Annotated in this window: 23 protein-coding genes; 5 read left to right on the top strand and 18 right to left on the bottom strand. The window is 44.3% G+C overall.

Translation table 11 applies throughout. The features are described from left to right. Window positions 1-43 precede the first annotated feature (43 nt). The 6 genes from MBEAL2_RS02945 to MBEAL2_RS02920 all read right to left on the bottom strand — a co-directional run bounded on the left by MBEAL2_RS02945 (window position 44) and on the right by MBEAL2_RS02920 (window position 5,988). Window positions 44-1,261, bottom strand: coding sequence for a glycosyltransferase family 4 protein (locus MBEAL2_RS02945; protein ID WP_052947391.1), 1,218 nt, complete (start codon window positions 1,259-1,261; stop codon window positions 44-46). Continuing rightward, a complete protein-coding gene (locus MBEAL2_RS02940) occupies window positions 1,254-2,177 on the bottom strand; it encodes a transketolase family protein (protein ID WP_047150835.1) in 924 nt (307 codons plus the stop codon). Before MBEAL2_RS02940 ends, MBEAL2_RS02945 begins: the two co-directional genes overlap by 8 nt. Then, window positions 2,174-2,989, bottom strand: a complete 816-nt coding sequence (locus MBEAL2_RS02935; RefSeq protein ID WP_047150834.1) for a transketolase — start codon at window positions 2,987-2,989, stop codon at window positions 2,174-2,176. Before MBEAL2_RS02935 ends, MBEAL2_RS02940 begins: the two co-directional genes overlap by 4 nt. Further along, entirely contained in the window at window positions 2,986-3,738 is a 753-nt protein-coding gene (locus MBEAL2_RS02930) for a sugar transferase (RefSeq protein WP_082129716.1), read from the bottom strand. Before MBEAL2_RS02930 ends, MBEAL2_RS02935 begins: the two co-directional genes overlap by 4 nt. A 13-nt stretch (window positions 3,739-3,751) precedes the next feature. Beyond that, window positions 3,752-4,510: an SDR family NAD(P)-dependent oxidoreductase gene (locus tag MBEAL2_RS02925; RefSeq protein WP_047150833.1), complete on the bottom strand. Its 759-nt coding sequence runs from the start codon at window positions 4,508-4,510 to the stop codon at window positions 3,752-3,754. Between the two features lie 575 nt (window positions 4,511-5,085). Then, entirely contained in the window at window positions 5,086-5,988 is a 903-nt protein-coding gene (locus MBEAL2_RS02920) for an Rpn family recombination-promoting nuclease/putative transposase (protein ID WP_082129715.1), read from the bottom strand. A 338-nt stretch (window positions 5,989-6,326) separates the two neighbouring features. Here MBEAL2_RS02920 and MBEAL2_RS02915 point away from each other — a divergent pair, with 338 nt between their 5' ends. Further along, window positions 6,327-7,256, top strand: coding sequence for a tyrosine-type recombinase/integrase (locus tag MBEAL2_RS02915; RefSeq protein WP_052947390.1), 930 nt, complete (start codon window positions 6,327-6,329; stop codon window positions 7,254-7,256). A 218-nt stretch (window positions 7,257-7,474) separates the two neighbouring features. Here the strand turns inward: MBEAL2_RS02915 and MBEAL2_RS02910 are convergent, their stop codons facing one another. From MBEAL2_RS02910 to MBEAL2_RS28800, 6 genes are all read right to left on the bottom strand, one after another. Beyond that, window positions 7,475-8,251, bottom strand: a complete 777-nt coding sequence (locus MBEAL2_RS02910; protein WP_047150950.1) for a tyrosine-protein phosphatase — start codon at window positions 8,249-8,251, stop codon at window positions 7,475-7,477. A gap of 52 nt (window positions 8,252-8,303) precedes the next feature. Continuing rightward, window positions 8,304-9,038: a CpsD/CapB family tyrosine-protein kinase gene (locus MBEAL2_RS02905; protein ID WP_047150832.1), complete on the bottom strand. Its 735-nt coding sequence runs from the start codon at window positions 9,036-9,038 to the stop codon at window positions 8,304-8,306. Between the two features lie 2 nt (window positions 9,039-9,040). After that, window positions 9,041-9,805: a YveK family protein gene (locus tag MBEAL2_RS02900; protein WP_047150831.1), complete on the bottom strand. Its 765-nt coding sequence runs from the start codon at window positions 9,803-9,805 to the stop codon at window positions 9,041-9,043. Between the two features lie 332 nt (window positions 9,806-10,137). After that, window positions 10,138-10,305, bottom strand: a complete 168-nt coding sequence (locus MBEAL2_RS31540) for a hypothetical protein (RefSeq protein ID WP_161798152.1) — start codon at window positions 10,303-10,305, stop codon at window positions 10,138-10,140. Between the two features lie 171 nt (window positions 10,306-10,476). After that, on the bottom strand, window positions 10,477-14,352 hold the full coding sequence (locus MBEAL2_RS02895; protein ID WP_047150830.1) for an S-layer homology domain-containing protein: 3,876 nt from the start codon (window positions 14,350-14,352) through the stop codon (window positions 10,477-10,479). 46 nt (window positions 14,353-14,398) lie between these two features. After that, the gene (locus MBEAL2_RS28800; protein ID WP_052947389.1) at window positions 14,399-16,825 is read right to left on the bottom strand and encodes an Ig-like domain-containing protein; all 2,427 of its coding nucleotides are present in this window, start codon (window positions 16,823-16,825) and stop codon (window positions 14,399-14,401) included. Window positions 16,826-17,130: 305 nt separating this feature from the next. Between MBEAL2_RS28800 and MBEAL2_RS02885 the strand changes: the two genes are divergently transcribed. The 4 genes from MBEAL2_RS02885 to MBEAL2_RS02870 all read left to right on the top strand — a co-directional run bounded on the left by MBEAL2_RS02885 (window position 17,131) and on the right by MBEAL2_RS02870 (window position 20,253). Next, on the top strand, window positions 17,131-18,576 hold the full coding sequence (locus tag MBEAL2_RS02885) for a glycoside hydrolase family protein (RefSeq protein ID WP_052947388.1): 1,446 nt from the start codon (window positions 17,131-17,133) through the stop codon (window positions 18,574-18,576). Window positions 18,577-18,685: 109 nt separating this feature from the next. Continuing rightward, a complete protein-coding gene (locus MBEAL2_RS02880) occupies window positions 18,686-19,126 on the top strand; it encodes a DUF488 domain-containing protein (protein WP_047150829.1) in 441 nt (146 codons plus the stop codon). A gap of 12 nt (window positions 19,127-19,138) precedes the next feature. Beyond that, window positions 19,139-19,585: a DUF488 domain-containing protein gene (locus MBEAL2_RS02875; RefSeq protein WP_047150828.1), complete on the top strand. Its 447-nt coding sequence runs from the start codon at window positions 19,139-19,141 to the stop codon at window positions 19,583-19,585. 11 nt (window positions 19,586-19,596) lie between these two features. After that, window positions 19,597-20,253, top strand: coding sequence for a dual OB domain-containing protein (locus MBEAL2_RS02870; protein WP_047150827.1), 657 nt, complete (start codon window positions 19,597-19,599; stop codon window positions 20,251-20,253). Between the two features lie 198 nt (window positions 20,254-20,451). Here the strand turns inward: MBEAL2_RS02870 and MBEAL2_RS02865 are convergent, their stop codons facing one another. The 6 genes from MBEAL2_RS02865 to MBEAL2_RS02840 form a co-directional block, all read right to left on the bottom strand. Then, a complete protein-coding gene (locus MBEAL2_RS02865) occupies window positions 20,452-21,261 on the bottom strand; it encodes a TcaA NTF2-like domain-containing protein (protein ID WP_047150826.1) in 810 nt (269 codons plus the stop codon). After that, window positions 21,258-21,884: a zinc-ribbon domain-containing protein gene (locus MBEAL2_RS02860; RefSeq protein WP_047150825.1), complete on the bottom strand. Its 627-nt coding sequence runs from the start codon at window positions 21,882-21,884 to the stop codon at window positions 21,258-21,260. The genes MBEAL2_RS02865 and MBEAL2_RS02860 overlap by 4 nt, the downstream gene beginning before the upstream one ends. 21 nt (window positions 21,885-21,905) lie before the next feature. After that, window positions 21,906-22,658, bottom strand: a complete 753-nt coding sequence (locus MBEAL2_RS02855; RefSeq protein WP_047150824.1) for a hypothetical protein — start codon at window positions 22,656-22,658, stop codon at window positions 21,906-21,908. A gap of 204 nt (window positions 22,659-22,862) precedes the next feature. Then, window positions 22,863-23,285 carry a coiled-coil domain-containing protein gene (locus MBEAL2_RS28795; RefSeq protein WP_052947387.1) on the bottom strand — a complete coding sequence of 141 codons (423 nt, stop codon included), beginning with the start codon at window positions 23,283-23,285 and terminating at the stop codon, window positions 22,863-22,865. A gap of 80 nt (window positions 23,286-23,365) precedes the next feature. Then, window positions 23,366-24,634, bottom strand: coding sequence for a Zn-dependent hydrolase (locus MBEAL2_RS02845; protein ID WP_047150823.1), 1,269 nt, complete (start codon window positions 24,632-24,634; stop codon window positions 23,366-23,368). A 15-nt stretch (window positions 24,635-24,649) separates the two neighbouring features. Next, window positions 24,650-25,888 (bottom strand): M20 metallopeptidase family protein, encoded by a 1,239-nt coding sequence (locus MBEAL2_RS02840; RefSeq protein ID WP_052947386.1) that lies wholly within the window; start codon window positions 25,886-25,888, stop codon window positions 24,650-24,652. Between the last annotated feature and the right edge of the window lie 12 nt (window positions 25,889-25,900).

Raw genomic sequence — 25,900 nt, 5'->3', positions numbered from 1 at the left:
TTCAAAGAATTTAAATCTACAACTTTGTCTAAACTCACATTTTTTAGTTCAAGTGTTTTATTATTGCGTTGTAAGATATAGAGACATCACAATCATTTAAAAGATACTTTCGACTGTTCTCTCCCATACTTATTCTTAATTCAGCATCATTAGTTAATTGTTTAACCTTCTCTAAAAAACCATTGACATCATCGCTTTTTGTCCAAAGACCAATATTATTTTCTAAAATTACCTCTTTGAAGTCCGTGAAGGTATCTGTAGCAGCCAATATGGGCTGTCCCATATTCAAATGGGATAGGGTTCTTGATGGAATATTAGCAATTGTAAATCTCTTATCTAAAAAGACGAGCCCTACATCACAGGACGCAAGCAATTCATCATAATTTTGTTTCGAAAGTTTATTAATAATCTTTATATTTTTACATTTACTCCTGTTAATTGCTTCTTTGAGCTTTTCAAATTCATTTCCACTACCAACGAATAACAGAAAAGCATTATTACATTCATCAAACCTTTTTACAACATCAATGATAAAGTCACCTCCTTGCGCTCGGCTAATATTGCCGCCATAAACAAAAACCACATAATCATCGGGAATTCCGTATTTTGCTCTTATCTTATTTCTATTCATTTTCATGTCTTCTATAATATTCTGTGGCACTGGAACAATACTATTACGACATACCTCAACCTTATTTGATTCTAATTGAGGATTATCCTTGGTAATAAATTCGATATTCTTCTCTGAAATGACGCCTATCATATCGGAGGCACGATATAACCTTTTCTCAATCCATCTAAATAGTGAATACACTAGCGAACCTTTATTCAGTACCCCAAGGTCAACAGCACTTTGAGGAAAGAAATCTTTCTGAAGTAAATATGAAAAGGTTCCAAAATCCCTTTTTAACTTTCTCATAACTGGTGCATAAGTGATTGGCAATGTCGCACAAATCACTATATCGTACTTTATACTTTTAAAATACCTATTGATTGCATAACAATATAAATATCCAGCATATAAAGTTGCTATGCCCTTTTCAATTAGATTAACATTGCCTCTTAAATTCAAGCTCTTGATATATAAAACACTAAGATTGCCATTTCGAGTTAATGTTGTCTTTTTACTATATCTGCGTTCAATCGGAGATATAACATCTACCTGATGTCCATTCCTTACAAATTCATCAACTAAATCCACATACAAATTACCTTTACTATTTTCAGGATAATCAGATGTTAAAAACAGTATCCTACTCACTTAAAGCACCCTCTACCTTTTCAACAATCTTCATGGCGCTCATACCGTAGACATCTCTCAAATACTTTTGAGAACCAACAATGCTTGAATATCTATCGTTTAACCCTATCCTTAATATTTTTGCTCTCCGACCACCTAATTCAGCGAGCACTTCTGATACTGCGCTGCCAAAGCCACCTACAATATTGTGCTCTTCGATAGTTACAATCAAGGTAAACTTCTCAGCACATTCCTCAATCGTTTCCTTATCTATTGGCTTAACTGTCGGAAATGTATATAAAGCAGGAGTTATACCCTTCTCACTTAACATTTCACTCGCTTCAAAGGCCTCGTCAAATATTCCTCCGGTAGACATAATTGCTACCTTTACACCGTCTTTAATTTTAATGGCTTTACCAATCTTAAAATCATCTATTTTATCGTGTATTCTCTTTTCGCCACCTCTGCCCAGTCTCAGATAGCAGGTCCCATTATTCTCATAAATTGCTCTTGTAGCATACTCAGCTTCAACTAAATCACCGGGGGCTAAAACAGCCACGTCGGGTAAAGCTCTCATAATTGATAGGTCTTCTGTAGCATGATGACTCATCCCAAGAGAACCATATACAAAGCCACCACCTATGCAGACAATTTTTACATTGGCGTTATGGTACGCACAGTCGTTTCTTATTTGTTCAATACAGCGTAAAGTCGGAAAGTTCCCTATAGAATATGTGAAGACCGTTTTTCCTTCCAGTGCCATTCCCGCTGCGAGACTTGTCATATTCTGCTCTGCAATACCAACATTAAGGAACTGGTCAGGAAACTGCTCCCAAAACGGTTTCAAAACACCAAAACCCAAATCACCGGTAACAAGGAGTATGTTCTTATCGTTTTTTGCTAATTCTATCAATGTTTTCACAAAGGTATCTCTCATAATCTTTGCGCCTCCAATTCCGCGACTGCGGTATCATATTCTTCACCTTCGTGCGGATAGCGGTAATGCCAAAGAATGTCATTTTCCATAAAAGATATCCCTTTACCTTTAATTGTATTTGCAATAATCACCGTTGGTTTTGCTACCGACACTTTGGCCTCAGCAAAAGCTTCCTTTAAAGTGTTGTGGTCATGACCATTAATGTCAATCACATTCCAACCAAATGCCTTCCATTTATCTGCGAAAGGTGATAATGCTATAGTATTTTCGCAGAAATCAAGACTCTGCATTTTGTTGTGATCAATAATAGCGATGAGGTTGTTTAGTTTGTAATGGTGGGCTACTAAAGCAGCTTCCCAAACAGCACCTTCATCACACTCACCATCACCACAGATGACATAGACTTTATGCTGTTTGTCATCTTTTTTCGCCGCTAAAGCCATTCCAACTCCCACGGACAATCCATGACCCAGGGAACCAGTAGAAAATTCAACACCCGGAACCCCTTTGTGGGAAACATGTCCTGATAGTCTGCTTCCATCAGCATAATGCGTTTTCAGTTCCTCAACATCAAAAAATCCTTTTTCTGCGAGGGCAGCATATATCGAAGCCCCAGCATGTCCTTTGCTAAGTATTATTCTGTCTCTCTCAGGCATTTTGGGGTCTTGCGGGTTGACATTAGCTACGTTGTTATAAAGTACTGCTACAATATCGGCCACCGATAAGATTGCGCCTATATGAGAGCCTTGAGATATATGCGTCATTTCAATGCCATGACGTCTAATTTTCCATGCGAGTTGTTCGCTTGTCATGCTGAAAAACCTCCCTTTGTTGCATCAACTATTACTTCTATACCTTTAGCTTCTCCCTTATTTGAAGCGACTTCTTTATTTGCCTCTGCCATCTCAATCTCAACTTGTTTTAATTTATAAGCCTCTACGATAAATGCTACCTCTTTCGGTAATTTCTTTGAACGTGAAATAACCTTATAAATTGTCCAAAATATAATTTTTATATCATTGAAAAATGAGTTGTTGTCCCTGTAATATAATTGCAGTTGAAGTTTCAAGGGACGAATATATTTCAGATATACTTCATCTGGATCGGTTGCTTTTGTGAAACTCTCATACTGATCGAAGTTCGTTATTGATGCCCAGTCTGTTATACCGGGTTTAGAATCAAGTATTCTTTTCTCTTTCTCTGTGTACATATCCACATAGAACTGCAATTCAGGACGTGGCCCTACAAAACTCATATTTCCAATTAAAACGTTGATGAGCTGAGGAAGTTCATCTACTTTTGTATTTCTTAGAAAATGTCCTATTGGCGTTATGCGGTCATCCTTATCTCCGACATTCCATTTACCTTTTCCCTCGGCATCTTTAACCATGGAACGGAACTTAATTATTTTAAATGGCTTACCATGCTGTCCTACACGTACCCCCCTAAAGAAAATGCCTCCCCGAGAAGTAACTGCAACGCAGATGGAAATAATAAGAAGGATCGGTGACAAAATTATGAGTCCAACTAAACTAAAGACAACATCGAATAATCTTTTCAACGGTTCCACCCCTCTACATATTTGCGCCGTCAACTGGGATAAGAGCAGCCTGCATAAATGATGCTTGCTCACTTGCCATGAACAATACAACGTCTGCTATTTCTTTGACTGTCCCGAAACGTCCGGCTGCTTGGTGGTGTCTTAAGAAATCTTCACATCTTGCTGGATCGGTGTGTGTGTAGTTATCCCAATAGCTTCCTGGAAATGCAACTGCTCCCGGCATTACAGCTGTCATTACAACACCTTTTGATGCCAACTCGCGGCCCACCGTTGTAACATAAGCATTTAAAAACTCTTTTGAAGATGCATACAAGGGATTACCTCTAAGCATCTTAGCCGAAATAGAAGATATATGGACTACTCTTCCCCACCCTTTTTCAATCATTGGTGGAATCAGTATATTATTCATATCAATAGCGATACCCGCATTAAACTTCCAAGCATACTGCCATTCTTCTAGAGTACCTAATGCGTTTCTGCTCACCAATGAACCACCGACATTATGAACGACAATATCAAAAGCACCCCGTTCTTCCAATATTTTCAATGCCAGCGCATTAGCATTGTCTTCCATCAAATCAGAAACATAATACTTATTGTTTTCGTTATTCAGTTCATTTATCTCTTTTTGCAAATCAATAAGTAGCTCCTCACTACGAGCTATAGTCGTTACTTTTGCTCCCTCTTTCGCAAAAGCTACCGCTATCGCACGACCAATACCCTTACTTGCTCCGACAATAAGTACATTTTTATTTCTAATACCTAAATCCACCTTTAACCCTCCGTTTATTTAAAGATTTATATTTTACTACACCCCAATCCCAAAGGAACAACCTAGCTCTTTCAGTATTGGAATTATTTTACTTTTAGACCTTTAAAATTTTTATCTTCATTTTCATTTAAGCTACTGTACATTATTAAATCTTCAGTTAATCCTACTTAGGAATAGACTGTATATTCTGACACACTTCTTTTATTACACCTTCTACTCCACGTTCATGAATTTCAATTTTTCCATTTTTCAAATGTATAATTCTATTTCTATTAAATGTCTAACACAGTATTACTATAATAGAATCTATTAATACCAAATTAGCTAAACGCTTTTGATAACTCAAACTTCTTCCCTTCTTAAATTGCTTCAGTATATACACGATACGTCTTTTTTATATGAGTATGATGAAGCCTCATCAAACCAAATCAACATTTGTTTTTACTCCGCCATAAAAAAAGGAAGACAGAAAGAATAAGGCCGCTTCTGCGGATGTTTATTCTTTATGGTCTTCCTTTTTTACTGGTTCAGAAGGAATGGAAACTATATTTTTCCATTATCAATCTCAGCTTTTATTAATTCTTCATAAGTTTCTTAACTTCTTCAAGGGAAAGGCCAGAATAATTTGCTACCTGCTTAATCGACATACCATCCGCCAGCATTTTTAACGCAATAACCCTCTTTTCTTCAATCCTACCTTCCTCTTTACCTTTCTCATATCGTTGCTGTTGCCTGCGCTCATTTTCTTTAATGGCAGAAAGCTGATCCATCAATGCTTTATGACGCGCCTCATACTCCCGGATCGCTTCCGGATCCCGGCTCAAGTCTTCCCACTTTTCCATTGCTTCCTGCAATGCCGGATTGTCCATTGCCCGCACCTCCAGTTCTTTGCGAATATTTTCATCATCGCCCGCTTCCAAAAGCAGCAGCCACTCCACAAGTTCGTCCTGTCCCATGCCAATCCGCTTTTCCCGCCATAAGCGAACCAGCTTCGGCATCTCTACCAGGTGCAGCTCCAGCGTATCATCCCACAAAAACCCCGTTTCCCGTTCGCGTAAATCAAAAGCCATGTGGTAGCGTTCCGGATAGTTAGGGAAAAGCAAGAACCCGGTAATATTAATGGAAATAGTACGCGGCAGGTCAGCATAATTTCCGCTCTTTTGAAACCCCTCCATGTACGTTCTTCCCCAGTAATACAGCGACCTCTTTTGTAAATTATGCTCATTGGCCAGCTGAATCTCGATATTGACCTTGCTTCCATCATCCAGCCGGGCATGCAAGTCAAGAATGGCGTTCTTGTCCTCCACATACTCCCGGCCCATTTCTTTATCCAGAATGGTTACGCCCGTAATCCGCTTTTCCGAGGCCGGCTTCAACATCGCGTTAAGAAACGCCATCAAAATCCGTTCATTCTCCTGCGAGCCGAACAGCTTTTTGAAGGCAAAATCGACGTACAGCTTCATCCACTTTGTTTCCACCCGACCACCTCTTTTCTTTTATTATAGCATGGCATGGTCCCATAACACTAATTCCCTTTAGCGATTTAAAGCAATATATACTTTCCTATCCGATAAAAAAACAATTTCCAATCCCCCACCCTTATTACTTTCTATATGAAGACAAGCCAAGGAACAAGGTGATTTTATGCACCAGTACTAACAGCAAAAATAATAGCTTTATTCCTCCTGTTAATATTCGTTAAACAAACCATGCCTTTTACAAGAATTCATTTACAAAATTTGTAAAATGTAATATATTTCCATTATCAGCCGCATTGCTTCTACACGTTTCTATTACAGGAGGTGTTTGTTTATTTATGAATCGTCCCATGGAAGTGGAACTCACTGAATTCCTTCTTTATCTTGAAGTAGAAAAAAACCTGACACCAAGAACCATCCGAGAATATCAAATGGACTTGAAACTTCTTATTCAGGTCTTGCAGGAAAGAAAGTGCGTTCAATGGAACCAGGTAACATATCGTGACCTGCGCCATTTCCTCCACCATCTGCAGCATGTTCGCCATAACAGCGCTACTGCCCGGGCACGAAAGGTTTCTTCGGTTAAAGGCTTTTTTTCCTTTCTATATGAAGAAGGGCTTATCGATTCAAATCCTTCCATCCGATTGAGAAAACCAAAACTAGAAAAGAGGCTGCCTGTTTATTTGTCCGAAGACGATTGCCGGCGTTTCATTCAAGTCATACAGGAGCATTCCCATCAGCGACAGCGTGATCTACCTATTATTCTTTTATTTCTCTATACCGGAATTCGTCTTTCCGAACTTACCGGGCTTGATGTACAGCACGTTGATTTACATAGTCAAACCATTCGAGTATACGGAAAAGGTCGTAAGGAACGCGTGATTCCCATCCTCTCCCCTTTACTCAGGCACTTAACAGCCTACCTTGAATATAGGGAACAGCTTTTAGGGGAAGATTTTTTTACTTTTCGCCCTCTCTTCTTTACACGCAGAGACCAGAACTGGCACCGGATTCACCGGCGGACCGTTCATGAAATATTCATTAAGTATTCCAAGCTGGCCTGTATTGACCAGAAGCATTTTAGCGCCCATAAATTGCGGCATACATTCGCTACCCTTTTATATTCTCAAGGAGTAAACCTTATCGAATTGAAACAATTACTTGGACATACAAGTGTGAGTACTACTGAGATTTATACACATACTTCCTCACAGCAGTTAAAGAATGCGCTAACGAGACATCCTTTGCATTTTGATAAAGAAGAATGAAATTTATCTACATAAACAAAAAGAAAGGGTTTACAAACCCTTTCTTTTTGTTAAGTTAACATTTTTTTAAACGGGCATCAAACCCAACCTCACACTGTACCATCGACGACACGCATCTAAGGAATGTTAGTAAAACCCACGGCACAACCGAGTGTCTCCATTGATAATGGCAAGGAGGCATCGCCAATCTATAAAAATGTCAGTCTATCATTAATCTATTAAAAAAGACCGAGAAATTTCTTCCGCTTCTCCACTCTTTTCGGTTCGGGCACATAAATCTCATGACCGCTTACGATCTTCCTTGCATTCTCCTGGTAAGATTGCACATATGACACACCCAGGTTCTTCTCAACCCAGTTATAGGCCGCCTGCAATGCAAATCCTCTTCTTGTAATGTTGTGGGCATCACAGGCAATAAAATGGACAAGATTATGCTTCACTAAATCCAACGAAATTTTCTGTAAATCAGCACTGAACTGGCCGGCAACACTGGCAGCCGTTAGCTGAGACAGCGCTCCTTTTTCGATCATGCGGTACAGCGTATTCGGGTGTTCCCGTATTTCTCTGTTTCTTTCCGGGTGGGCAATAATGGGTACATATCCTTCGACTTGGATATCAAATAGAAGCTGCTGTGTATAACAGGGGACATGGTCATGGGGAAGTTCAAGCAGGATGAACTGCTGTGCATCGTTTAACGTTAGAATCGTTTGCTCCGCAGCATGAAAATCTTCGATGACTTCCCCATATAAATGCAGCTCCATGCCCGGTAAAACCGTAAGGGGGATTTGATGCTCGGCAAGCAGCACATTCGCCTCAGCTACCCGCTCACGGATGCTGGCTGCCGGATTATGATACTTTCCGTCTTTATGGTGTGGTGTAGCTACAATGTGAGTAATGCCGTCAGCAACCGCTGCCCGCGCCATGTCCAGCGTATCTTCCGGCTGCTGCGCTCCGTCATCAAGCCCCCATAAAATATGGCTGTGAATATCAACAATCATCAAATTCCCCTCCTCACTTCTATAATTCTATATTCCTAGTATATATGAACTATTTTCTTGAAAACAATCCTTTTTTTTCATTGGGATTATTTTGCTTTTCTCCGTAATAGTAGTAATAATAGTTATTCCCTTTAATTTCTTTATTGTTTAGCACAACACCGAGCAGAGGGGCATTCACATTTTCCAGCTGCTGTTTGGCTTTGAGTGCCAGATCGCGATTCGTTTTTCCCGCATTGACAACAAGAATACAGCCGTCTACCTGTGTAGCCAGAATCGTTGAGTCAGCAACCGCTACTGTTGGCGGTGTATCAATGACAATATAATCAAACTGCTGTTTTAATTGCTCTAAAAAGCTCGTCATACGCTTCGAACCGAGAAGTTCAGCCGGATTCGGCGGAATCGGGCCGGCAGGAATAACAAGCAGGTTCGGAATTTCCGTAGATTGCAGCACTTCATCAAGCGCGGCCTGACCGGCTAAATAGGAAGTAAGTCCTTTGCGGTTCGGCACATGAAACGTATGATGTCCGGTTGGTTTTCTCATATCCGCATCGATATAAACGGTTTTTTTATCTGACTGCGCCATTACAATAGCTAGGTTTGCGGAAGTGGTAGACTTCCCTTCAGATGGGCCGGTACTTGTAACAAGGATGGTCTTTATTTCCCGGTCCACCCCGGCAAACTGGATGTTCGTCCGGATGGTTCGATAGGCTTCCGCAATTGGAGACTTCGGGTTCCAGTGAGCGACAAGTTTGCTATAGCGTTCATCAAGGTTTTGTATACTCATAATTAGCGTTCTCCTGTAGCAGCCACCTGGGCTTTTCTTTCATCTTTCTGCTGCTGTTTCACGGCAGCCTCTACATCTACTTCAATGATAGAAATTGCGCCAAGGACCGGGAGTCCAAGGTGTTTTTCAACTTCTTGCTCATTCTTTAAGCTGTTATCAAGATACTCAAGCAGGAAAGCAAGGCCAATAGATATCATTAATCCAACTACAAGAGCAATGGCAATATTCAAGACAGGCTTCGGCTTTACCGGAGATGGTTTTTCTTCCGTTTTTGCCTTTGTTAATATTTGGACGTTATCGACTTTCATTAGTTTTACAATTTCATCCTGGAAAGTAGTGGCAACCGTATTTGCGATGTTTGCCGCTTTTTCCTGGCTGGGGTCTTGGACAGTAATCGAAATGACCTGCGAGTTTTTCACTGCGCTTACCTGGATTTGTTTGGTTAATTCAGCCGTTTTGTCTGGTTGCCCCAGCTTTACCGCTACCTCATCCATAATCCGAGGGCTTGTGATGACAACATTATATGTATCAATAAGCTGCAGGTTGGATTGAATGTCGGAAGCTGAAATCATACCCAGCTTGTCCGCTTGTTCTGATTTGTTTACCAGCAGTTCAGTTTTCGCCTCATAAATTGGGGTTAACACAAAAAAACTCACAATCGCACTGGCTATTGCTGCCACTAAGGTGATAGAAATAATCATCCAGAGACGTTTGTGAAGAATCGTAAAAAGCTCCCGTAAATCAATCGTTTCTTCGCGTGATTCCATGTAAGTAATACCTACCCTTTCTTGTATACATATTTTATACGGTAGTTGTGTTGATTCTACCATATTTTTTAATAGAAAATGTAATTTTTTGGTGAAATCTGTGAAGAATCTTTTAATTTCTGAAAGATTCTTCTCCTTTATCTTTCTTTGTCTTTTAAAGTTATCGGCTTTTTTCGCTTTTTGTTAAGGGGAAACCACCAAGAAAAAAATGGAAATCGGAGAACCTCTTCTTTTTTATCGAATTATGAAAAAGCACCGAATTTTTTGTTGATTATTATTCCTTTTACATTATAACGAGGTGGCCTTTTTATGTAAATTAATATTTATATAAATCAATGATGAAGTTTATTGATAAGAAAAACATCGCGGGCATGCCGCTCGTCCTTTCCCCTTCTGGAAGCTGGACGGCCGCTTAGTCTCACGCCGGGCGGACCGGCAAAACATCTGGGTAGCTCAATGATGGAGACAATTGCCGGTCTTTTTCGCCCTATGTTCGACACGCTCCACAGGGGGGAAAGAAAAAAGTCGTCATCGCCCGCGATGTTTTTCTTTGCCTTTGGGACCGCGCGGTCCCATGATAGTAATTTACTTTAACACTTTAAAGCAACATATACTTTCTTTAACGATAAAAAAAGGAGCAGACTATGTATCATGCCGCTCCTTCATTTCTATTAGAATTGCCCCTCTGGATCTGTCGTATCAACATCCTTCGGCAGCGTCTTTAACTTAGACTGCATCACACGAACCATAATCGCGGCTGTTTCCGCTCTTGTCATGTTCGCTTTCGGATCAAAGCGATACGTAGCTTTCTTATCGTTCGGTCCCATCTTATTCAGCTTGCCTCCGATAAGCTTCGCCTTCGCTATCGCCTCTACAGAAGGACGCGCATAGAAGTCAACCGTTGCTCCATCCGTGAACATCTTCTGCAGGCTGCCCAGCAGCTTGCTATCATTCTTCGCCAGCTTCAAATCAAGTGCACGTGACAGAATAATCGCAGCATCCTGACGGCGGATTGGCAGGTTGGCTCCAAAGTAGTTGCCGGTCATTCCACCGATGATACCTGCCCGGGCTGCTGTTTCAATATATTTATGCTCCCATAGGTACCCGTTGTAAGACTCTCCACCTGGCAAGCTGTGAGCATACTCATCCACATCCCAGAAGGTCGGTCTATCGTTCTTCTCGCCGATTTCCACGTAATTAAGCGGCAGGTTCAATGCTTTTACAATGAGCTGAGCGAATTCTCCGCGTGTTACCGGATCGTTCGCACCGAACTCTCCTACCGTTTTGCTTGGCATTAATCCTTTGGAATACAGGGTTTCTAAAGCATTCTGTGCCCAGTGGCCTTTCACGTCAAAATAGCTGTCCCGCCATTTCATAACGACGTAGTAACCAAACTCATCAAAAGGTACGGTAATGGTTCTCTTGCTTGCATTTACCGTTCCGCCGACATTTTCCCATACACCGTTGTTAATATAATTATAACGGAACACCGTTACGTTCGTGCCCGCTCCTATCCGTGTGTTATCGGAGTAAGCGAGAGTTAACGTTCCGCGTTTTGTCGGGACGAGGATGCGGTTCTGCGTATACTGTGTATAGTTCAAAGAGAAATCTGTGTCATTGTACGGTGTCAATCCATTAAGCGCCCGCTTATAGATGGAATCCGACGGGTCGTTCCCTACGTCGGCGAGCCCTCCGCTAATCCAGTAAATATCGCTGGCAGGCACAAATGTCCGTGGAATCGTGGAGAATCTAGACGTTAGTGCAGATGACGGGCTAATGACATGACCGTCATCTGTTACGTGTTCAACCATGCCGTCTTTCAAATCAGCAATCCCGAATAAGAGCTTCTGGTTCTTGAGAATCTCGTTTGTCCCCATTTCAGATGCATCACGAGCCTGCTTTGTTTTCAGATACGTGTCTTTTGGGAAGGAAAGCGACAGTTTTTTGCTGAACGCATCCATTTTTGTTTTAAACGGTCCCCGGAACATCGCACCCACTAGTTCACTGTTTGCATAATAAACATTAACCTGTCCGTTTATTTTGTCTTTACCGCGAACAACCGTGAACTTAATGACGTTGTCCTTACCTGGCTTTAACGTATCATACTCATACAAGAAATGGTCCGGCTTTTCCGGTATCGTTGTTGCCTTATCTTTTCCGATCATAACAGCGTCAGCTTTTTCAGCGTAAATCTCAAGATTTACGAAGTTTTTTGTCACAACGATATTGCTTCCCTCGGTCGGCTTTGGAGAGATAATCGTGTACGGTGTGAATTCCCTTGTTACCACCATGTTAGCAACCGTTTGGGCGCCCTTATGGTTTGTAATACGCAGGACAAGCGAACGTGTTCCTACATCATTCACAAAGTTGACATCCCGGATGCGAAGGTACAGGCCAGCATCGCTTCCACTCGGTACGTACGCCCGGTCTACATCATACGTCTTCCCGTCGACAGACAGGGTTGTACTTGGAATGTTTGCCTTAACATCTGCGTCTGTTGTTCCTTCAGGAATCGGCCCTGTCGTTTTTAGCAGGTCTTTCCCGTCCATCGTTAACAACAAATCACGAACCTGGTCTGCTTTAATCATAACATCAAACGCTGTTTTCGTTGTCGTATGCTGGTTTGTGCTGAAGTTGTAGCTAATACCGGCACTGTCCGCAAGCGATTGCTTGCTTGTTACATCCGGTCTTGTAGTATTGGAAGACGTTGGCTTGAAAATGTAGATCTTTGGAATCTTATCATCGATAACATAGACAGAAAGCGCCCTTGTAGTGATGAGCTTCTGATTGTTTTTCAATGCGAAAACAAATTTGTTCTCTCCGGACCTTAACTCCCTCGTTCCTGTCAGGTCAACCGTATATTCCTTCGTGCTGGAATTATACGTTGCCGGAAGCAGCTCAATATTCCCGAGTTGCAGGGAGGATCCCGAAGCATTTAAGTCATAGCCGGTCGGCATATTGTTTAATTCAAACACGAGCTTGTTCGGCTTGTCCGTCGTTGTAAACGTCATACCATCTGACATGTTTTTGAAAATGATGCCTGAATTAGAAGCATAGCTGATATTTCCGACAAAGTAATAATTAGAATCCGTTACAGCCTTGTCATGAAACGAAATGGAATGCGTTCCTTCCGGGATCCCTGTAACCTGAATAATTACTTCATTTGTCGTGTTGCTTACTCCGGCAATCGTCATACCGCTTCCACCATAAGGGATGTCCAGTGCAAGCCAATCGGTTACCGGAGTGCCCGGTGTTGCCGGGACAGGTCGGTTCGTTTTTACCGCCAGGTATACTTCAGAATTAGGGATAACGGTCGTTGTTGTACTGCTTAAAGGAACACGCGGGCCATCTGGATAATTCTTTATCCAATCTACTCCGGTTACCATGCGCATGCTGTCGTTTTTAAGATGAAAATTAAAGAATGTTTCATATGTCGTACTGACCGATAAATTTTGTGTTCCGATTTTCAGGCGGAAATCTTTATTTGTGCCTGGCGGCTGCAGCGGCAGACCGGTAATTGTAAGATCATATGTTGTATAGGAGTCGCCCTGCGGCTGAGGAGAACCAAGTGTAATTCCGGTTGTAATCGGCGTGCCATTTAATGAGATATCAAGATTGCCTGCATTGAATGCAAGTGAAGCAGGCAGCAGCAATTTCCCTTTAAAATCGGCGGTAATATTGTTCGTGCCATTGCTAAAGTCGACATTAAAGGTTGGCTCGTTATTAATAAGCGCCTGGTCACCCGTATAGCTGCCGTCTATTTTCTTCACATTTACGTTCGCATCAACAAACAAATTCTTTCCATCAAAGAAGTGGATCGTTCTTGTATACGGACGTTCCGTTGTGCGGTTCTTCAATGTGATCGTAATATCATTTCTCCCCGGTTGAAGGGTGATGAGGGTAGATACAAACTTAGACTGGCCGACAGGAGCCGCGTTTTTGCCATTTATAATGACTTCTTCGGCATTCAACGCTGTAACCTCCAGAGAAATCGTCTGCTGGGAAACCGTTACTGCCGTTGACTCAGACAGAATGTACTCGTTCGAACCGGCAAAAGCTTTAACACCTTGCAGGGAGATATTGCTGTTGTAGAAAATATAATGCGACTGCTCGCCTCTCTGCCCGCTTCCAATGCTTCCGGAGAGTGTAATTTTATTAAGTCCGTCATATAAAGGGACACCCAGCGCCTCAAACTTCCCTGGCTGGGGCGAAGCCATTTTTTGATTGTTTGTGTTTACTACTTTTTCTGTCGTACCATTCAGCAAGATTTGCTCAACTTTCACTGATAAGTCACTATCGGCCACACCATTAATTAATTTCCCTGATAAATCAATGGTGGATTGCGTATAGTTGTATGGTGATTGAGCAGTAAGAGCGCTCTCGACTTCGTTCTGGTCAAGATCAAAATAGTTTGCTGCATATACGACCGAAGCGATAGAAGGCAGGATGCCGGAAATCGCCAGCAGCAATACAAGCGTTAATGCCGTGGTTTTCGAAAACGGAAAACATGGTTTCCCCCCCTGTTGTTTTACTTTCTTCCTTTTCAAGTTATCGGAAATTCTGCACGGGAAGATTAGCGGGAACCGGAAAAAGTTATATTCTGCTGATTACAGCCGCAGCCTCCGCCCGTGTCAGCGTATTGGCAGGACGGAACGTATTGTCCGGAAGCCCCTTCAGAATTCCTCTCTTCACAACCGCTCCTACCAGCCCTTTATTTTTTATATTGTTTTTATCTCTGAATGGCAGCGCTCTTTCGTCGGCAGCGTATTTTACTGCCCGGGCAACCATAACCGCCATCTCTTCCCTTGTTATTGGTTTTAAAGGAGAGAATAAGCTGCCGTATTCTTTTGGAACAAGTATCCCTTTCTGCACGGCGGTATAAATGTGCTGGGCTGTTCTATGGTTAGCAGGAATATCCTTAAAGCTTGTATTTTTCGGATTGCTTAGCGGATACTTCATGCCTTTCACCAGCATAATGACAAATTGTTCCCTCGTTACAGCAGCGTTGGGCCTGAAAGTCCCGTCAGGAAATCCGCTGATGACACCACTGCGCGCCAGTTGCTCGATAGGCGCCTGTGCCCAGTGCCTCTGCACATCTCTAAAAAGGGACGCCTGTTCGAAAACAAAACTACCTATGTACTGATTATTGATGTAGACGATGTATTGCTGGCCTCCCTGCAGCCCATAAACCGTGGTTTTTAAATCAGATGTTTTAATGCTAGATATCGGGTAACCTTCATGGACGACCATAACTTCCGCTGAGCCGCTTGTACCGGACCAGGAGAGTTCAGCAGAATGCCCCGCTGCATTCTGTCTAACCGTAAGACCCTGCGGCTGCTGCTGGGAGGTCCCATCGAGCGTAAAATAATCCATATATACACCATCAATGTAGACTGCGTATTCTATATTGGGCGAAAGGCTGCCGAAAGAGGCGCTGCGGCTGCTTGTCCAGCGTGCGTCGACAACCGTATTGTCCGACCGTCTTTTGATTTCAACATGCACTTCTTCCGTTGTGCCTTCCCAGCTTATTTCAGCTATGGAAGAGCCATTTTTTCTCACTACAACATTACGAGCCTCACTATCATCTGATAGATCCCGAATCGTAAACGAAGTCATATACTCCCCGTCTATGTAAACTTCATACTGTGTGCTTTCGTCTAATCCACTGAAGGACGCACTCCGGCTGCTTGCCGTCCTTGAAGACGTTGTATAGCTTTCATTTCTTCTCTTTAGTTCAACCAGAACATCCCCACTCGTACTGCTCCATGTAACCTCCACACTTTGGCTGGCCGTCTTCTTCACCCGCACGTTTGTCGGATCCGAGTGGGAAGACATGTTTCGAATGGTAAACGACTGCATGTAGCGTCCGTCTACGTATGCAGTATATTCTGTATCATAAGACAAGCCGCTGAAGGAAATGCTGCGGCTGCTCGTGGTGCGCGAATCGACTCTCGTATCGTCGCCCCTTCTTTTGACCTCCACGTTCACGCTTCCGCTTGTCCCGCTCCAGCGCATTTCTATACTTGAATCTCCTGTGCGGTAGACGTTAAAACCCGATATGCTTGTGCTGGCAGATGATACAGTAACCGTACAGGCGGCTGTTTTCGTTCCATTGGCAGTTGAAGCCGTAATCGTCGCTGTTCCTGCAGCTATAGGGGTGACCGTTCCCGAACTGTTTACCGTTGCCACACTTGTATTGCTGGAGGTCCATGTTACCGTTTTATTTGTCGCATTCGATGGTGTTACGGTAGCTGTGAGCGTTTCGCTGGAACTTCCTGCCGTAAGGTAAAGATTTGTTTTGTTTAAGGTAATTCCGCTTGGACTTACACCTGAGACGGTAACTTCGCACGTAGCAGATCGGCTGTTTCCGGCTGCTGTGGCGATGATTGTGGTTGTGCCTGCTGTTAGTGGCGTAATGATTCCGTTAGCGCTTACGCTGGCGATGCCTGGATTGGTTGATAACCATGTTACCGTTTTGTTCGTCGCGTTTGCCGGGGTGAAGATAGGCGTTATCGTTTCCGTGTTTCCCCCCGCGGTCATGGAAAGTGACTTCTTATTAATATCGAAGCCTGTCAGCGCGACTGGAGCCGGATTTACGGTGACCTGGCAGAATGCTACTTTTCCGCCCTCAACGGAAGTAGCTACAATGGTCGTCGTACCGGCAGCTATCGGCGTCACACTGCCGTTGCTATCGACCGTTGCTATAGTTGAATTGCTGGAACCCCAGGCAATTCGTCTGTCTGTGGCATTATTGGGGGTAAATATCGGAGAAAGCACCTCAGCCTGTGCTCCCGCTGTCATTGTAAGAACCGTTTTATTTAGAGTTAGGCCTGTAACCGATATGGTGTCCGATGTGGCCGTTGTGCTTTCAGCCGACGCATAAAGCATTCCACCGTTCCCGGAAACAAAGCTTGTTGCGGGCGCCGCCTCCGCCTGCGGCATTGCTATCTCTATCGGTATAACTGCTGCCGCCGCCATCAGCAAGGCGAGCACCGAAAGGGTTGTCCGTTTCTTTTGCATCTTTTTTTCTCCCCTTTTTCTCTCTTATATATAAATACTGTTTCTTTAACAGTTGTTAAAAACCTCCTGTATTACATAAACTTTCGCCTTGTTTTAGCCTGCTAGTAAGCCTAGTGTTATAAAGGACGTTTATTGGAAGAACAAAGTTGCAACTACCATATGTGTTAATGCAGCTCGCTATCTTCTTCTCCTTCTTTTTCCCTGCTGGACATAAGCACAATTGAGCATTTTCCCGGCAAACGTATTGAATCCGGTTTAAATAGGGAAAAGAAGAAGATACGTTCATCACCGCAAAGGAGGACCACATGAGAAAAAAAGTAATTTCTATGGGTGTTTTCCTGCTTCTTTTATTTAGCAGCCTATCCTTTCCCCAGCCGGAAAACACCTCAGCCAACACACCATCGCTGACAGAAAATGCACCAGCACCGACGCCAATAGAGACGACACGAACGGACACCATCGACAACGGACAAATTGAAACGAAAATCACCGCCTTTCCAAACGGAGACAGGTATTGGATAAAACGGCTTCATTTTACGGACAAAACAAGCCAGCCCTACATATTTCAATTAAAAATCCCCGGCGCAGGCGGAACCTTTACATACACACAAAACATAGATGGGACGAAAAAGCTAAAAACGGTTTCGCTTAAAAACGGGTCTCTTCCGGAATACGCAGGCATCCTCTCGACAGACAGCTACCATATGATAATGAGTTACCCGGCGTCTTACATGCCCGGACAGCGCCAAACCATGAAGGAATATAAATCTTCTCCCGTTAGTATTGCAAAGACGAACGACGGATATATACTGACACTCCGCTTCACCCGTCATCCCGACGCTGTCGGGGAAATATGGGCGCTGGAATCCAAAAATCAGCTGATCGATTTAAACAAAGCACAGCTTGCCGCCCAGTGGACGCGGGTGAACATCGGAAACGACCGCAAATGGAGCTGGGACGGAATGTACGAGAAGACACCGCCTTCTTATACGCCGTCAGGGGAAGATGTGTACTGGCGCAGCCCGATTAACTATGCTGCCAACGCATTTGTGATGGAAGACGGGAGCCGGGCCGCCGATGACCTTGGCTGGCTTATGCTGAAGACGACGCTGGCGAACCAGAATGCGGACGGATACTGGGAGTCGGGTCCTCGCTCGGACTGGCTGTGGAAGGATTATCAAATTGATGGCGATTTTTATGATACACGGTTTAATACCGACCATGCGCTTGCCCTCTTGCGGGGCTCCCACGCATACAGCGACGCGGAATTCCTTGCAGCTTCCCGGCGGTACGCCGATTGGCTTATCCGGCATGCGGATGATGAGCATGTAGCTGTAAAAGGCGAGAAACAGGAAGGCTGGCTTGTTCCGGATTACAGCCATCCAGGTGCTCACAAACGCGCACATACGTCTCTCAACCACCAGCTCGCGGAAATGAACTATTTGCTGGAGATGTATTTGGATACAAAAAACGAAGCCTATCGCACGTATGCGGAAAAGCTGCTGTACGGGATTAAAAATACGAAATCCTTCTGGATAAAGCCGAACGGCGATTTAAACTATGCGTATGAAGACGGGAAAGGAATCAAAGCGGACTATCCAATCCTCACGTACAACGATTTGTGGGAGGCGCAGCGGCTGCTTAAAACCGTGAAGGGAAGTACGGATCCAGATCTAGCCGACCTGATGGCAAGCAAGAAGAGGTGGATGGATAAAAATAAGATAGAAGGCTATAACACCCGCCCGCTGTAAAAAACATATCCTATAAGAGCAAAGCCCCCAAGCGTTCATTCAAACACTAAGGGGGCTTTGTATTATTGACTATGTTATACTTGAGTAAAAATCAAAGGAGTGAGTTACTTTGTCCAAAAAGCATCCTACCCCACCCGGCAAGCTATATACTACCAATCCTGCCGGGCTAAAAAATTTAAAAGTTGAGGCGGAACTTTGGCAAATAACTCGAGCGGGCTACGATTTACCAGATACTGTAATAGTTAAAAATTTATCTCCTTCTCCAGAACTTTTCAAACGCTTTATTCGTAGCTGGAAAGGTAAGCCACCTAAAGAATGGTGGCCTGAATATGAAAATTTATTCTCTAAAGAATTAGAAACTGATGAAAAGATACGCAGTCTCAGGGATGTATATAAAAAACTTTTACAAGGTAAAAACGTAGTTTTAATTTGTTTCTGTGCAGATCATCGATATTGCCATAGAAGGCTTGTTGGAGAGTTTTTTCTTCCCTATGGAGTGAAAGCAGAGGAGTTAAACCCTGTTCTTGTAGAACAGATAACATTATTCTAAGGAGGGGTTTAATTGAATTTTCAAATTTACACACTGGGTTTTTCGAAAAAGTCTTTGCGGCAATTTGTTGATTTTTTACAGGAAGGAAATATTAATCGATTAATCGACACTAGATTAAATAACACTTCGCAATTGTCGGGATTTTCCAAAAAAGGTGATTTAGAGTATATTATGGAATTAGTTAATATAGACTATCGCCATGACGTTTCCTTAGCACCTACAGAGGAAATTTTAACTAGTTATAAGAAAAAAGCAATCACATGGGGTGAGTATGAAAAACATTATATAGAGCTTCTATATAAGAGAAAAATAGAAACTAGAATTCCTGAAATATTAGAGGATAAAAGAGTTTGCTTTCTATGCAGTGAAGATAAGCCACATCACTGCCACCGTAGGTTGCTTGCTGAGTACATCCAGAACCATATAGATAAAAAGGTAGACATCGTTCATTTATTTTAGGGGGAATTTTAATGGAAGTTTGTATCTTGGCCGTCACTAAAGCGTTTGATGAATACTGTATTGCCGGTATGACTCCGGATGGACAATGGGTAAGACCTATCCCTGCCACTGGGCCTAGCCGTTTTTGGAAAGCACAGCAAATTAGTGCAAAAAATAATGGTTTTTTAAGGCCAGGAGACGTTTTAGAATTTACAGGCCAAGCTCCAAACAAAACCCAGTATCCTAATCATACAGAGGATATCCATGCCTCAAATCTTACTTTGAAAAAGAGATTAACGAATGACCAATTAATAGACTTTCTTAGCGATAAGCACGAAGATGAACAAGCATTTAAAGCTACTGTTAATGCAAAGGGCAGAAGTCTTTGTTTAGTAAAGGCAGATAGCTTTGAACATTATACCCAGACCTATGATGATAAGGTTAGGCCTTTAATGAGTTTTACGAGTAATTCATTTAATATAACTAACCCACATACTAGAATGGGAGATTATATCGTAAAGGATTGCAGGTGGATTCCTCATGTTATAAATGGGAATGCAACTGGGAACCTTGATGATATTTACTTATGCATAGGTTTAGCCACTCCGTGGAAAGGGGTCGAATATCCACAAGTCATTGGATTACATACGAGCCCAGGAGTCAGAATATTGGCTTCATATCCTAATTAATAATATAATATTAAATTTGTCGTATTCGCACTAAAAGTAATGGTTCCTGCGGAAAGGACCACCGCTACCAATCGACATTAAAAAAGATGGCCCCGAATCAATGTCGAGGCCATCTTCTTAGTGCATAATCAATGAGGTTCTTTCTTTTAGTGTCCAATTTTAAGTTTACAGTTCCCATGCACTCTGGGAGGCTTTGTTTTACTTAATCTCCTCCCGCGCGCTAATAATCCCGGTCGATCCGTCATACTTCACGGTATAGCGGAACCGAAAATCTTTCGTTTCCTGCGTTCCATCCGTATAATAATACGTAACCTGTTCGTAAGCGTCGGCCTTATACACGCCGTCGCCCACCTTTGTAATATTCGTAATATCATAGCTGCCCAGCGATTCCTGAATGCCTTTCGCCACGTACCTGGCGATCAAATCCTTGTTATAATTGTAAATCTCCGAGTTCGGCACCATTATGCTGGAGATACGGCCAAAGTCATTGTAATTAATCGCACCGATGCGCTCGTTAAGATACGTGTATATCGTATTCTGGACTCCCTGTTGTGCCGCAGCGATCTCGTCACTAGCCTCATTCAGCGCAGTCTGCAGGTTCACTTCGCTCTCCTGCGCCGGATTCACGATAACCGAACGCTGCACGTTCTGCCCGGACACGTTCGCTGTTATGCGAAACTCGGCCTTATCAGGTGCCGGCATCAGGGCCATGCTCGGCTGTCCAGCCGGCAGTTCCTTTCCGTTCAGCTTCACTTTCGCACCCGGGTCTTCCGGGAAGTAAACCGTTAACGTAGGGAACATTCCCTGCACGCTCACAGGGTGCGTAAGCGTCTTTGAGGTATCGTTATTGTATGAACCCACCATATCGAGGAAGTTGGCTTTTTCTTTGGCTTTTCTTGAGGCAAAGTCATTGCTTGCCTCCACCTCATACTCATACACAGACGGCCACAGCATGCCTACCTGCCCGTTCTCTGTATCCATCCCTTTCACCGTCAGCTTTGTTTTCACGCCGCTGTTTTCTTCCATTTTAATCTGGCAGGGTGGAAGGTGAACATACCACTGTGTGCCGAGCCACGAAGATTTACCGACAAGTCCAACCCAGGACACATCGGTGAAAGACAGGCTCGGATTTTTCCGGAGCTGTCATTCTTCAACGATTCCGTCACGCGATCTACAGCAGTCTGAATGCCTGCTCCATAGTTTGCGATCGCTTCCTTGTTGAGGCTTTCGGAAAAAGCAGCGATGGCCTTCTGATCCTGCAGCGGCTTCTGATTCGGATCGATTAGTCTGGCCAGTGCGGCTGTATCATGCGTATTCAGCGCGTTATTAAATGCTTCCTGCAGTTTCTCCGGTGTTGCCGGACCGAGCAGAAAAAACCGTGCACCAAAATACGCCCCTGCGAGCACTGCAATCGTACACAGGGCGAAAATCCACTTCTTCGGGCTGCCCAGCTTAACCTCATACGCAGGTGCCGGCTCGGCTGCCACATTCGGTGTGTATATCGGAATCGCTTCCTGTGCGGCCGCAACCTCTTGCTGCACAACTTGTTCTACTCTCTCTACTTTTGCCCCGCAGGAGCCGCAAAAAGCGTCCCCCTGTGTGACGGGCTTACCACATGAACCACAAAACAATGGAATCCCCCCTTATTCTCTCTATAGCAGTATTTGTACAGCCAGCATGAAGGCAATTAAATAGCCGGCAACGGATAGGACAATCGTCCTCATATAATGGCGGACAGGCACCAGGAAGCCCAGCAGTCCTGCCTGAATCACAATCGTTAAGTTACACAGCAGCACAACGACGAATAGCAGCAGCGCAAACTTAACCGACAGATAGCCGGCAAGCGACGTCACGATAAAGCCGGCAAACGTGAACCACTGGGTACCGCCAAGCACCGTCAGCATTCCCTTGAATCCTTTTTTCTCGGTCCCGGCCCAGTTGGCAAACAGCCATACGATAAGAGGAAGTAAAGCAATGGAAAGAAAACAGAATAATAATAGCCTGGAGAAATCAATCGAGAAGCCTGGCATCTGTCCGAACAGGAAAGACATTCCGCCCATTGCCTCTCGTACCATGTCTTCGATTTGGCTGGCGCATGCCTTAGCCCATATGGCGTAGCCGATAACCGAAAAAAGGATGCCGAGCAGCCCGTACAGCATGTCCGATTCCGCGGAAAGCCTGACGCTTGCGAACGGATCCTTAATGAGGCTGAATACCTTCTGCGGGCTAAAGGATACCTGGACATTGAGCGTCTTTTCGGCGGCTGGATGTGGCTGTGCCGTAACGGTGGCCGCGCTTTGCTGCGCCCCTGCTGTGATTTCCGCCTGCGCCTGCTTTACTTCATTCGGGCACTCGTGCGGCAGTTCGGGATCGAGTTGCGATCCACATTTCGTACAAAAATTCATGTAACTTGCTCCCCTCCATAAATATGGATACTATGTATATAAAACATAATTCGACGTTTTCTTACTTTTACCTTCTAATTACCTACAACTTTCGACACTTATCATTTTCTCTCCCTGGCTTTTAGGGCACAAATACACGGTAAAAGGAGTGATGTAATAGAAAAAGGGATGGCTTTCTGCTTAACAGAGAGCCATCCCTTTTTCTTATCTATCCGTTACTCTTTTTTGCTGATCATAACCGAACAGACCACTATGCCGGTTAATTTCCCGTTCGTTCTCTGACACTTTTTTGTGTATTAAATCAAAATCGCTCTCCAGCATGCTGAAGTTCCTATCCGTTCGGTCAAACCGCTGATTCATCTCTGTACGAGTTTCTTTTAATTCTGTACGAACTTCCTTTACTTCTGTCTGAAGCCCCTTTACTTCTGTCTGGATCCCCTTTACTTCTGTATGAAGTCCTTTTACTTCTGTCTGAAGCCCCTTTACTTCTGCATGAAGTCCTTTTAGTTCTGTACGAACTTCTTTCATGTCTTCCGCTAGCTCTTCTACCCGTGCATTTGTTGTGCCGACCATCTTAACTAAGGTACCGATCATCTCTTCTATTCGATTAAAGCGTTCCTCACTCATCCGCTCCTCCTCCTTTTCCTGAGTATATCATGTCCTATGACCAAGGAAAAGAAGGAGATTGTAAAAAAATGTAAATAAATTCACAATAACCCTGCTACCGTGCGATAGAGAATTTCACAGCCTAAGGCCACATCCTCCTGTGAACTCCACTCGGCCGGATGGTGGCTGATGCCGTCTTTGCTTCGCACAAAAAGCATGCCAACTTCACACACATTCCCCATCACCATCGCGTCATGGGCCGCACCGCTTGGCAGCGAATAAGTAGGATAATCCACTTCCTGAAACGCCGCTTTCATCGCTTCTGTAACCATAGCAGAGCTTATCATGGACGAGAGGGACTGTACGGGTGTAACTTCACAGGTTAACCCTCTTCCTGCCACGATGTCTCGAATGGCATCATAAATTTGGATGGATGTCTGGTTTCTTCGCTCATCGGAAATGTCACGAATGTCGAGAGTAAAGTCGACTCTTCCAGGAATAACATTGCTGCTTCCCGGCTTCACTTCCAGCTTCCCGACCGTAGCGACACTTCCCCCGCTGTTTTTCGCGATCGATTCTATAGCAAGCAGGCACTCTCCGGCGGCTGTCAGCGCATCTCTTCTTTCTGTCATTCCAATCGTCCCGGCATGGCCCGCTTCGCCAGAAATCGTAACATCTGACCATTCTCCCCCGGTAATTCCGCTCACAATGCCCACACCGAGGTTTTTGTTCTCAAGGACCTTGCCCTGTTCAATGTGTACTTCAAGGTACGCCTTTATCTTTGCCTTGTCTATTTGGGCCTGTTCCAGCGAATCAGGATTGATCCGGCTGAAATGACCGCCTTTATGGCTTGCATTTCGCATCGCCTCAGCATAGGAAATCCCGTCCCCGTCCATTGCTGCAGCCAATTGTCTTTGTAGTTCATCTGCTGCAACAGAACCGGTTGCCGCCATGCTTCCTACGAATGCATAATCAAAACGGGCCCCTTCCTCATCCGTAAAAGAAACAATCTTCACCGTTCTCGCCGGTTTGATGCCGTTCTCCTGCATCGTCCGCAGCACTTCCACCGCCATGAGAACACCCGTTGCTCCGTCAAAGCGGCCGCCTGACCTCACGGTATCAAGATGGGAGCCGATCAGAAGTACCGGTAACTCCGGGTCTTCGCCAGTTATTTCCCCAAAGATATTTCCTGCTGCATCCATCCCGGGGTTTAGGCCGGATTTCTCCAACAGCTTCAGGAAGAGCCCCCTTGCCTCCATATCGGCTTCGTCAAAAGACGTCCTGGTTACGCCGCCGTCCTCGCCTCTGCCAATTTGCCCGAACTCCATCATATCGTTCCATAAGCGCTCACTTTTAATGTTAAATTTCATCTGTGCCCGGTTCTCCTATCGGCCATTCTCAATCAGGTCAAGGGCGGCTTGAACCATCATCATGACCCCTGTCTTTATCGCTTCTTCGTCCACCATAAATTTGGGGTGATGCCAGTCATAAATCGCTCCCTTCTCCTCATTGCCGGAGCCGAGCCAAAAATAGCATCCCGGAGCTTCCAACTGGAAGAAGGAGAAATCTTCCCCGCCCATCGTCGGTTCTGCTTCGACGGCATTGTCCGTTCCTACTACTTTTTCGGCCGATTTTCTGAGGATCGAAGCGACCCTGCTATCATTCATAACGGGCGGAAGCAGTCTTTTATATTCAATTTCTACTTCTCCTCCCATCCCCGCTACTGTGTTACTGACCATCTGAATCAACAGCCGTTCAATCCGGTCTCTTACTTCTCTGCTCGACGTACGCACCGTTCCTTCAAGAAAAGCGGTGTCCGGTATCACATTATTGGCTGTACCCGCATGGAATTGGCCAATCGTAACCACGGCCGATTCCTTCGGGCTGACCGCCCGGCTGGCGATGGTCTGCAGAAGCTGGACAACAGCAGATCCGATGACGATCGGATCAATCGTTTTTTCCGGGATGGCCGCATGCCCGCCCACACCTTTAATGATAATCTGGAATTCATCTACGCTTGCCATAAGGAAGCCATCTTTTATGCCAATCGTCCCGGCAGGGAGATCAGGATAGTTATGCAGGCCAATGACGGCATTCACACGCGGGTTTTCCAGCAGGCCCTGTTGAATCATCGATTCTGCTCCACCGTCCGCCTCTTCCGCCGGCTGGAATAAAAATTTTACCGTCCCAGGCAGTTGCCCGTCCGGAAACTGGTCCGCCATTTGCTTCAGCACGATGGCTGCCCCTAACGCGACCGTCGTATGGACATCATGGCCGCAGGCATGGCTCACCCCAGCAATCCTTGACTTATACTCCCACTCCGTCTCCTCCTGAATCGGCAGGGCATCAATGTCCGCCCGGATCGCCACAACCGCTCCCGCTTCTTTTCCATGAAGGATGGCGGCTGTGCCTGTCGGCGTGTTGACAGCCAGTTTTGGGATATGAAATTGGTCCAGTAATTCATTGATTTTGTCTGTTGTTTTGAATTCTTCATTGCTTACTTCGGGGTACATATGAAAGTGCCTTCGAATTTCAAGCAAACGGGAAAAGATACGTTCTGTCTTGTCCTTTATGAGAGCGGTTCGCTCGTTTTCCTTATCGCGCAATGCATCCACAGTCTTCATCCTAACTTCCCT

Source organism: Aneurinibacillus tyrosinisolvens (assembly GCF_001015055.1).
GTDB lineage: Bacteria > Bacillota > Bacilli > Aneurinibacillales > Aneurinibacillaceae > Aneurinibacillus_A > Aneurinibacillus_A tyrosinisolvens.
Note: the sequence above shows the minus strand (reverse complement) of the source record. Positions and strands in the feature narration are given on the sequence as shown.

Coding starts and splice junctions, on each gene's coding strand:
- MBEAL2_RS02840 (WP_052947386.1), bottom strand. CDS start 25,888: ATGAAGACTGTGGATGCATTGCGCGATAAGGAAAACGAGCGAACCGCT.
- MBEAL2_RS02935 (WP_047150834.1), bottom strand. CDS start 2,989: ATGACAAGCGAACAACTCGCATGGAAAATTAGACGTCATGGCATTGAA.
- MBEAL2_RS28800 (WP_052947389.1), bottom strand. CDS start 16,825: ATGCAAAAGAAACGGACAACCCTTTCGGTGCTCGCCTTGCTGATGGCG.
- MBEAL2_RS02885 (WP_052947388.1), top strand. CDS start 17,131: ATGAGAAAAAAAGTAATTTCTATGGGTGTTTTCCTGCTTCTTTTATTT.
- MBEAL2_RS02855 (WP_047150824.1), bottom strand. CDS start 22,658: ATGAATTTTTGTACGAAATGTGGATCGCAACTCGATCCCGAACTGCCG.
- MBEAL2_RS02940 (WP_047150835.1), bottom strand. CDS start 2,177: ATGAGAGATACCTTTGTGAAAACATTGATAGAATTAGCAAAAAACGAT.
- MBEAL2_RS02905 (WP_047150832.1), bottom strand. CDS start 9,038: ATGAGTATACAAAACCTTGATGAACGCTATAGCAAACTTGTCGCTCAC.
- MBEAL2_RS02845 (WP_047150823.1), bottom strand. CDS start 24,634: ATGAAATTTAACATTAAAAGTGAGCGCTTATGGAACGATATGATGGAG.
- MBEAL2_RS02915 (WP_052947390.1), top strand. CDS start 6,327: ATGAATCGTCCCATGGAAGTGGAACTCACTGAATTCCTTCTTTATCTT.
- MBEAL2_RS02900 (WP_047150831.1), bottom strand. CDS start 9,805: ATGGAATCACGCGAAGAAACGATTGATTTACGGGAGCTTTTTACGATT.
- MBEAL2_RS28795 (WP_052947387.1), bottom strand. CDS start 23,285: ATGAGTGAGGAACGCTTTAATCGAATAGAAGAGATGATCGGTACCTTA.
- MBEAL2_RS02870 (WP_047150827.1), top strand. CDS start 19,597: ATGGAAGTTTGTATCTTGGCCGTCACTAAAGCGTTTGATGAATACTGT.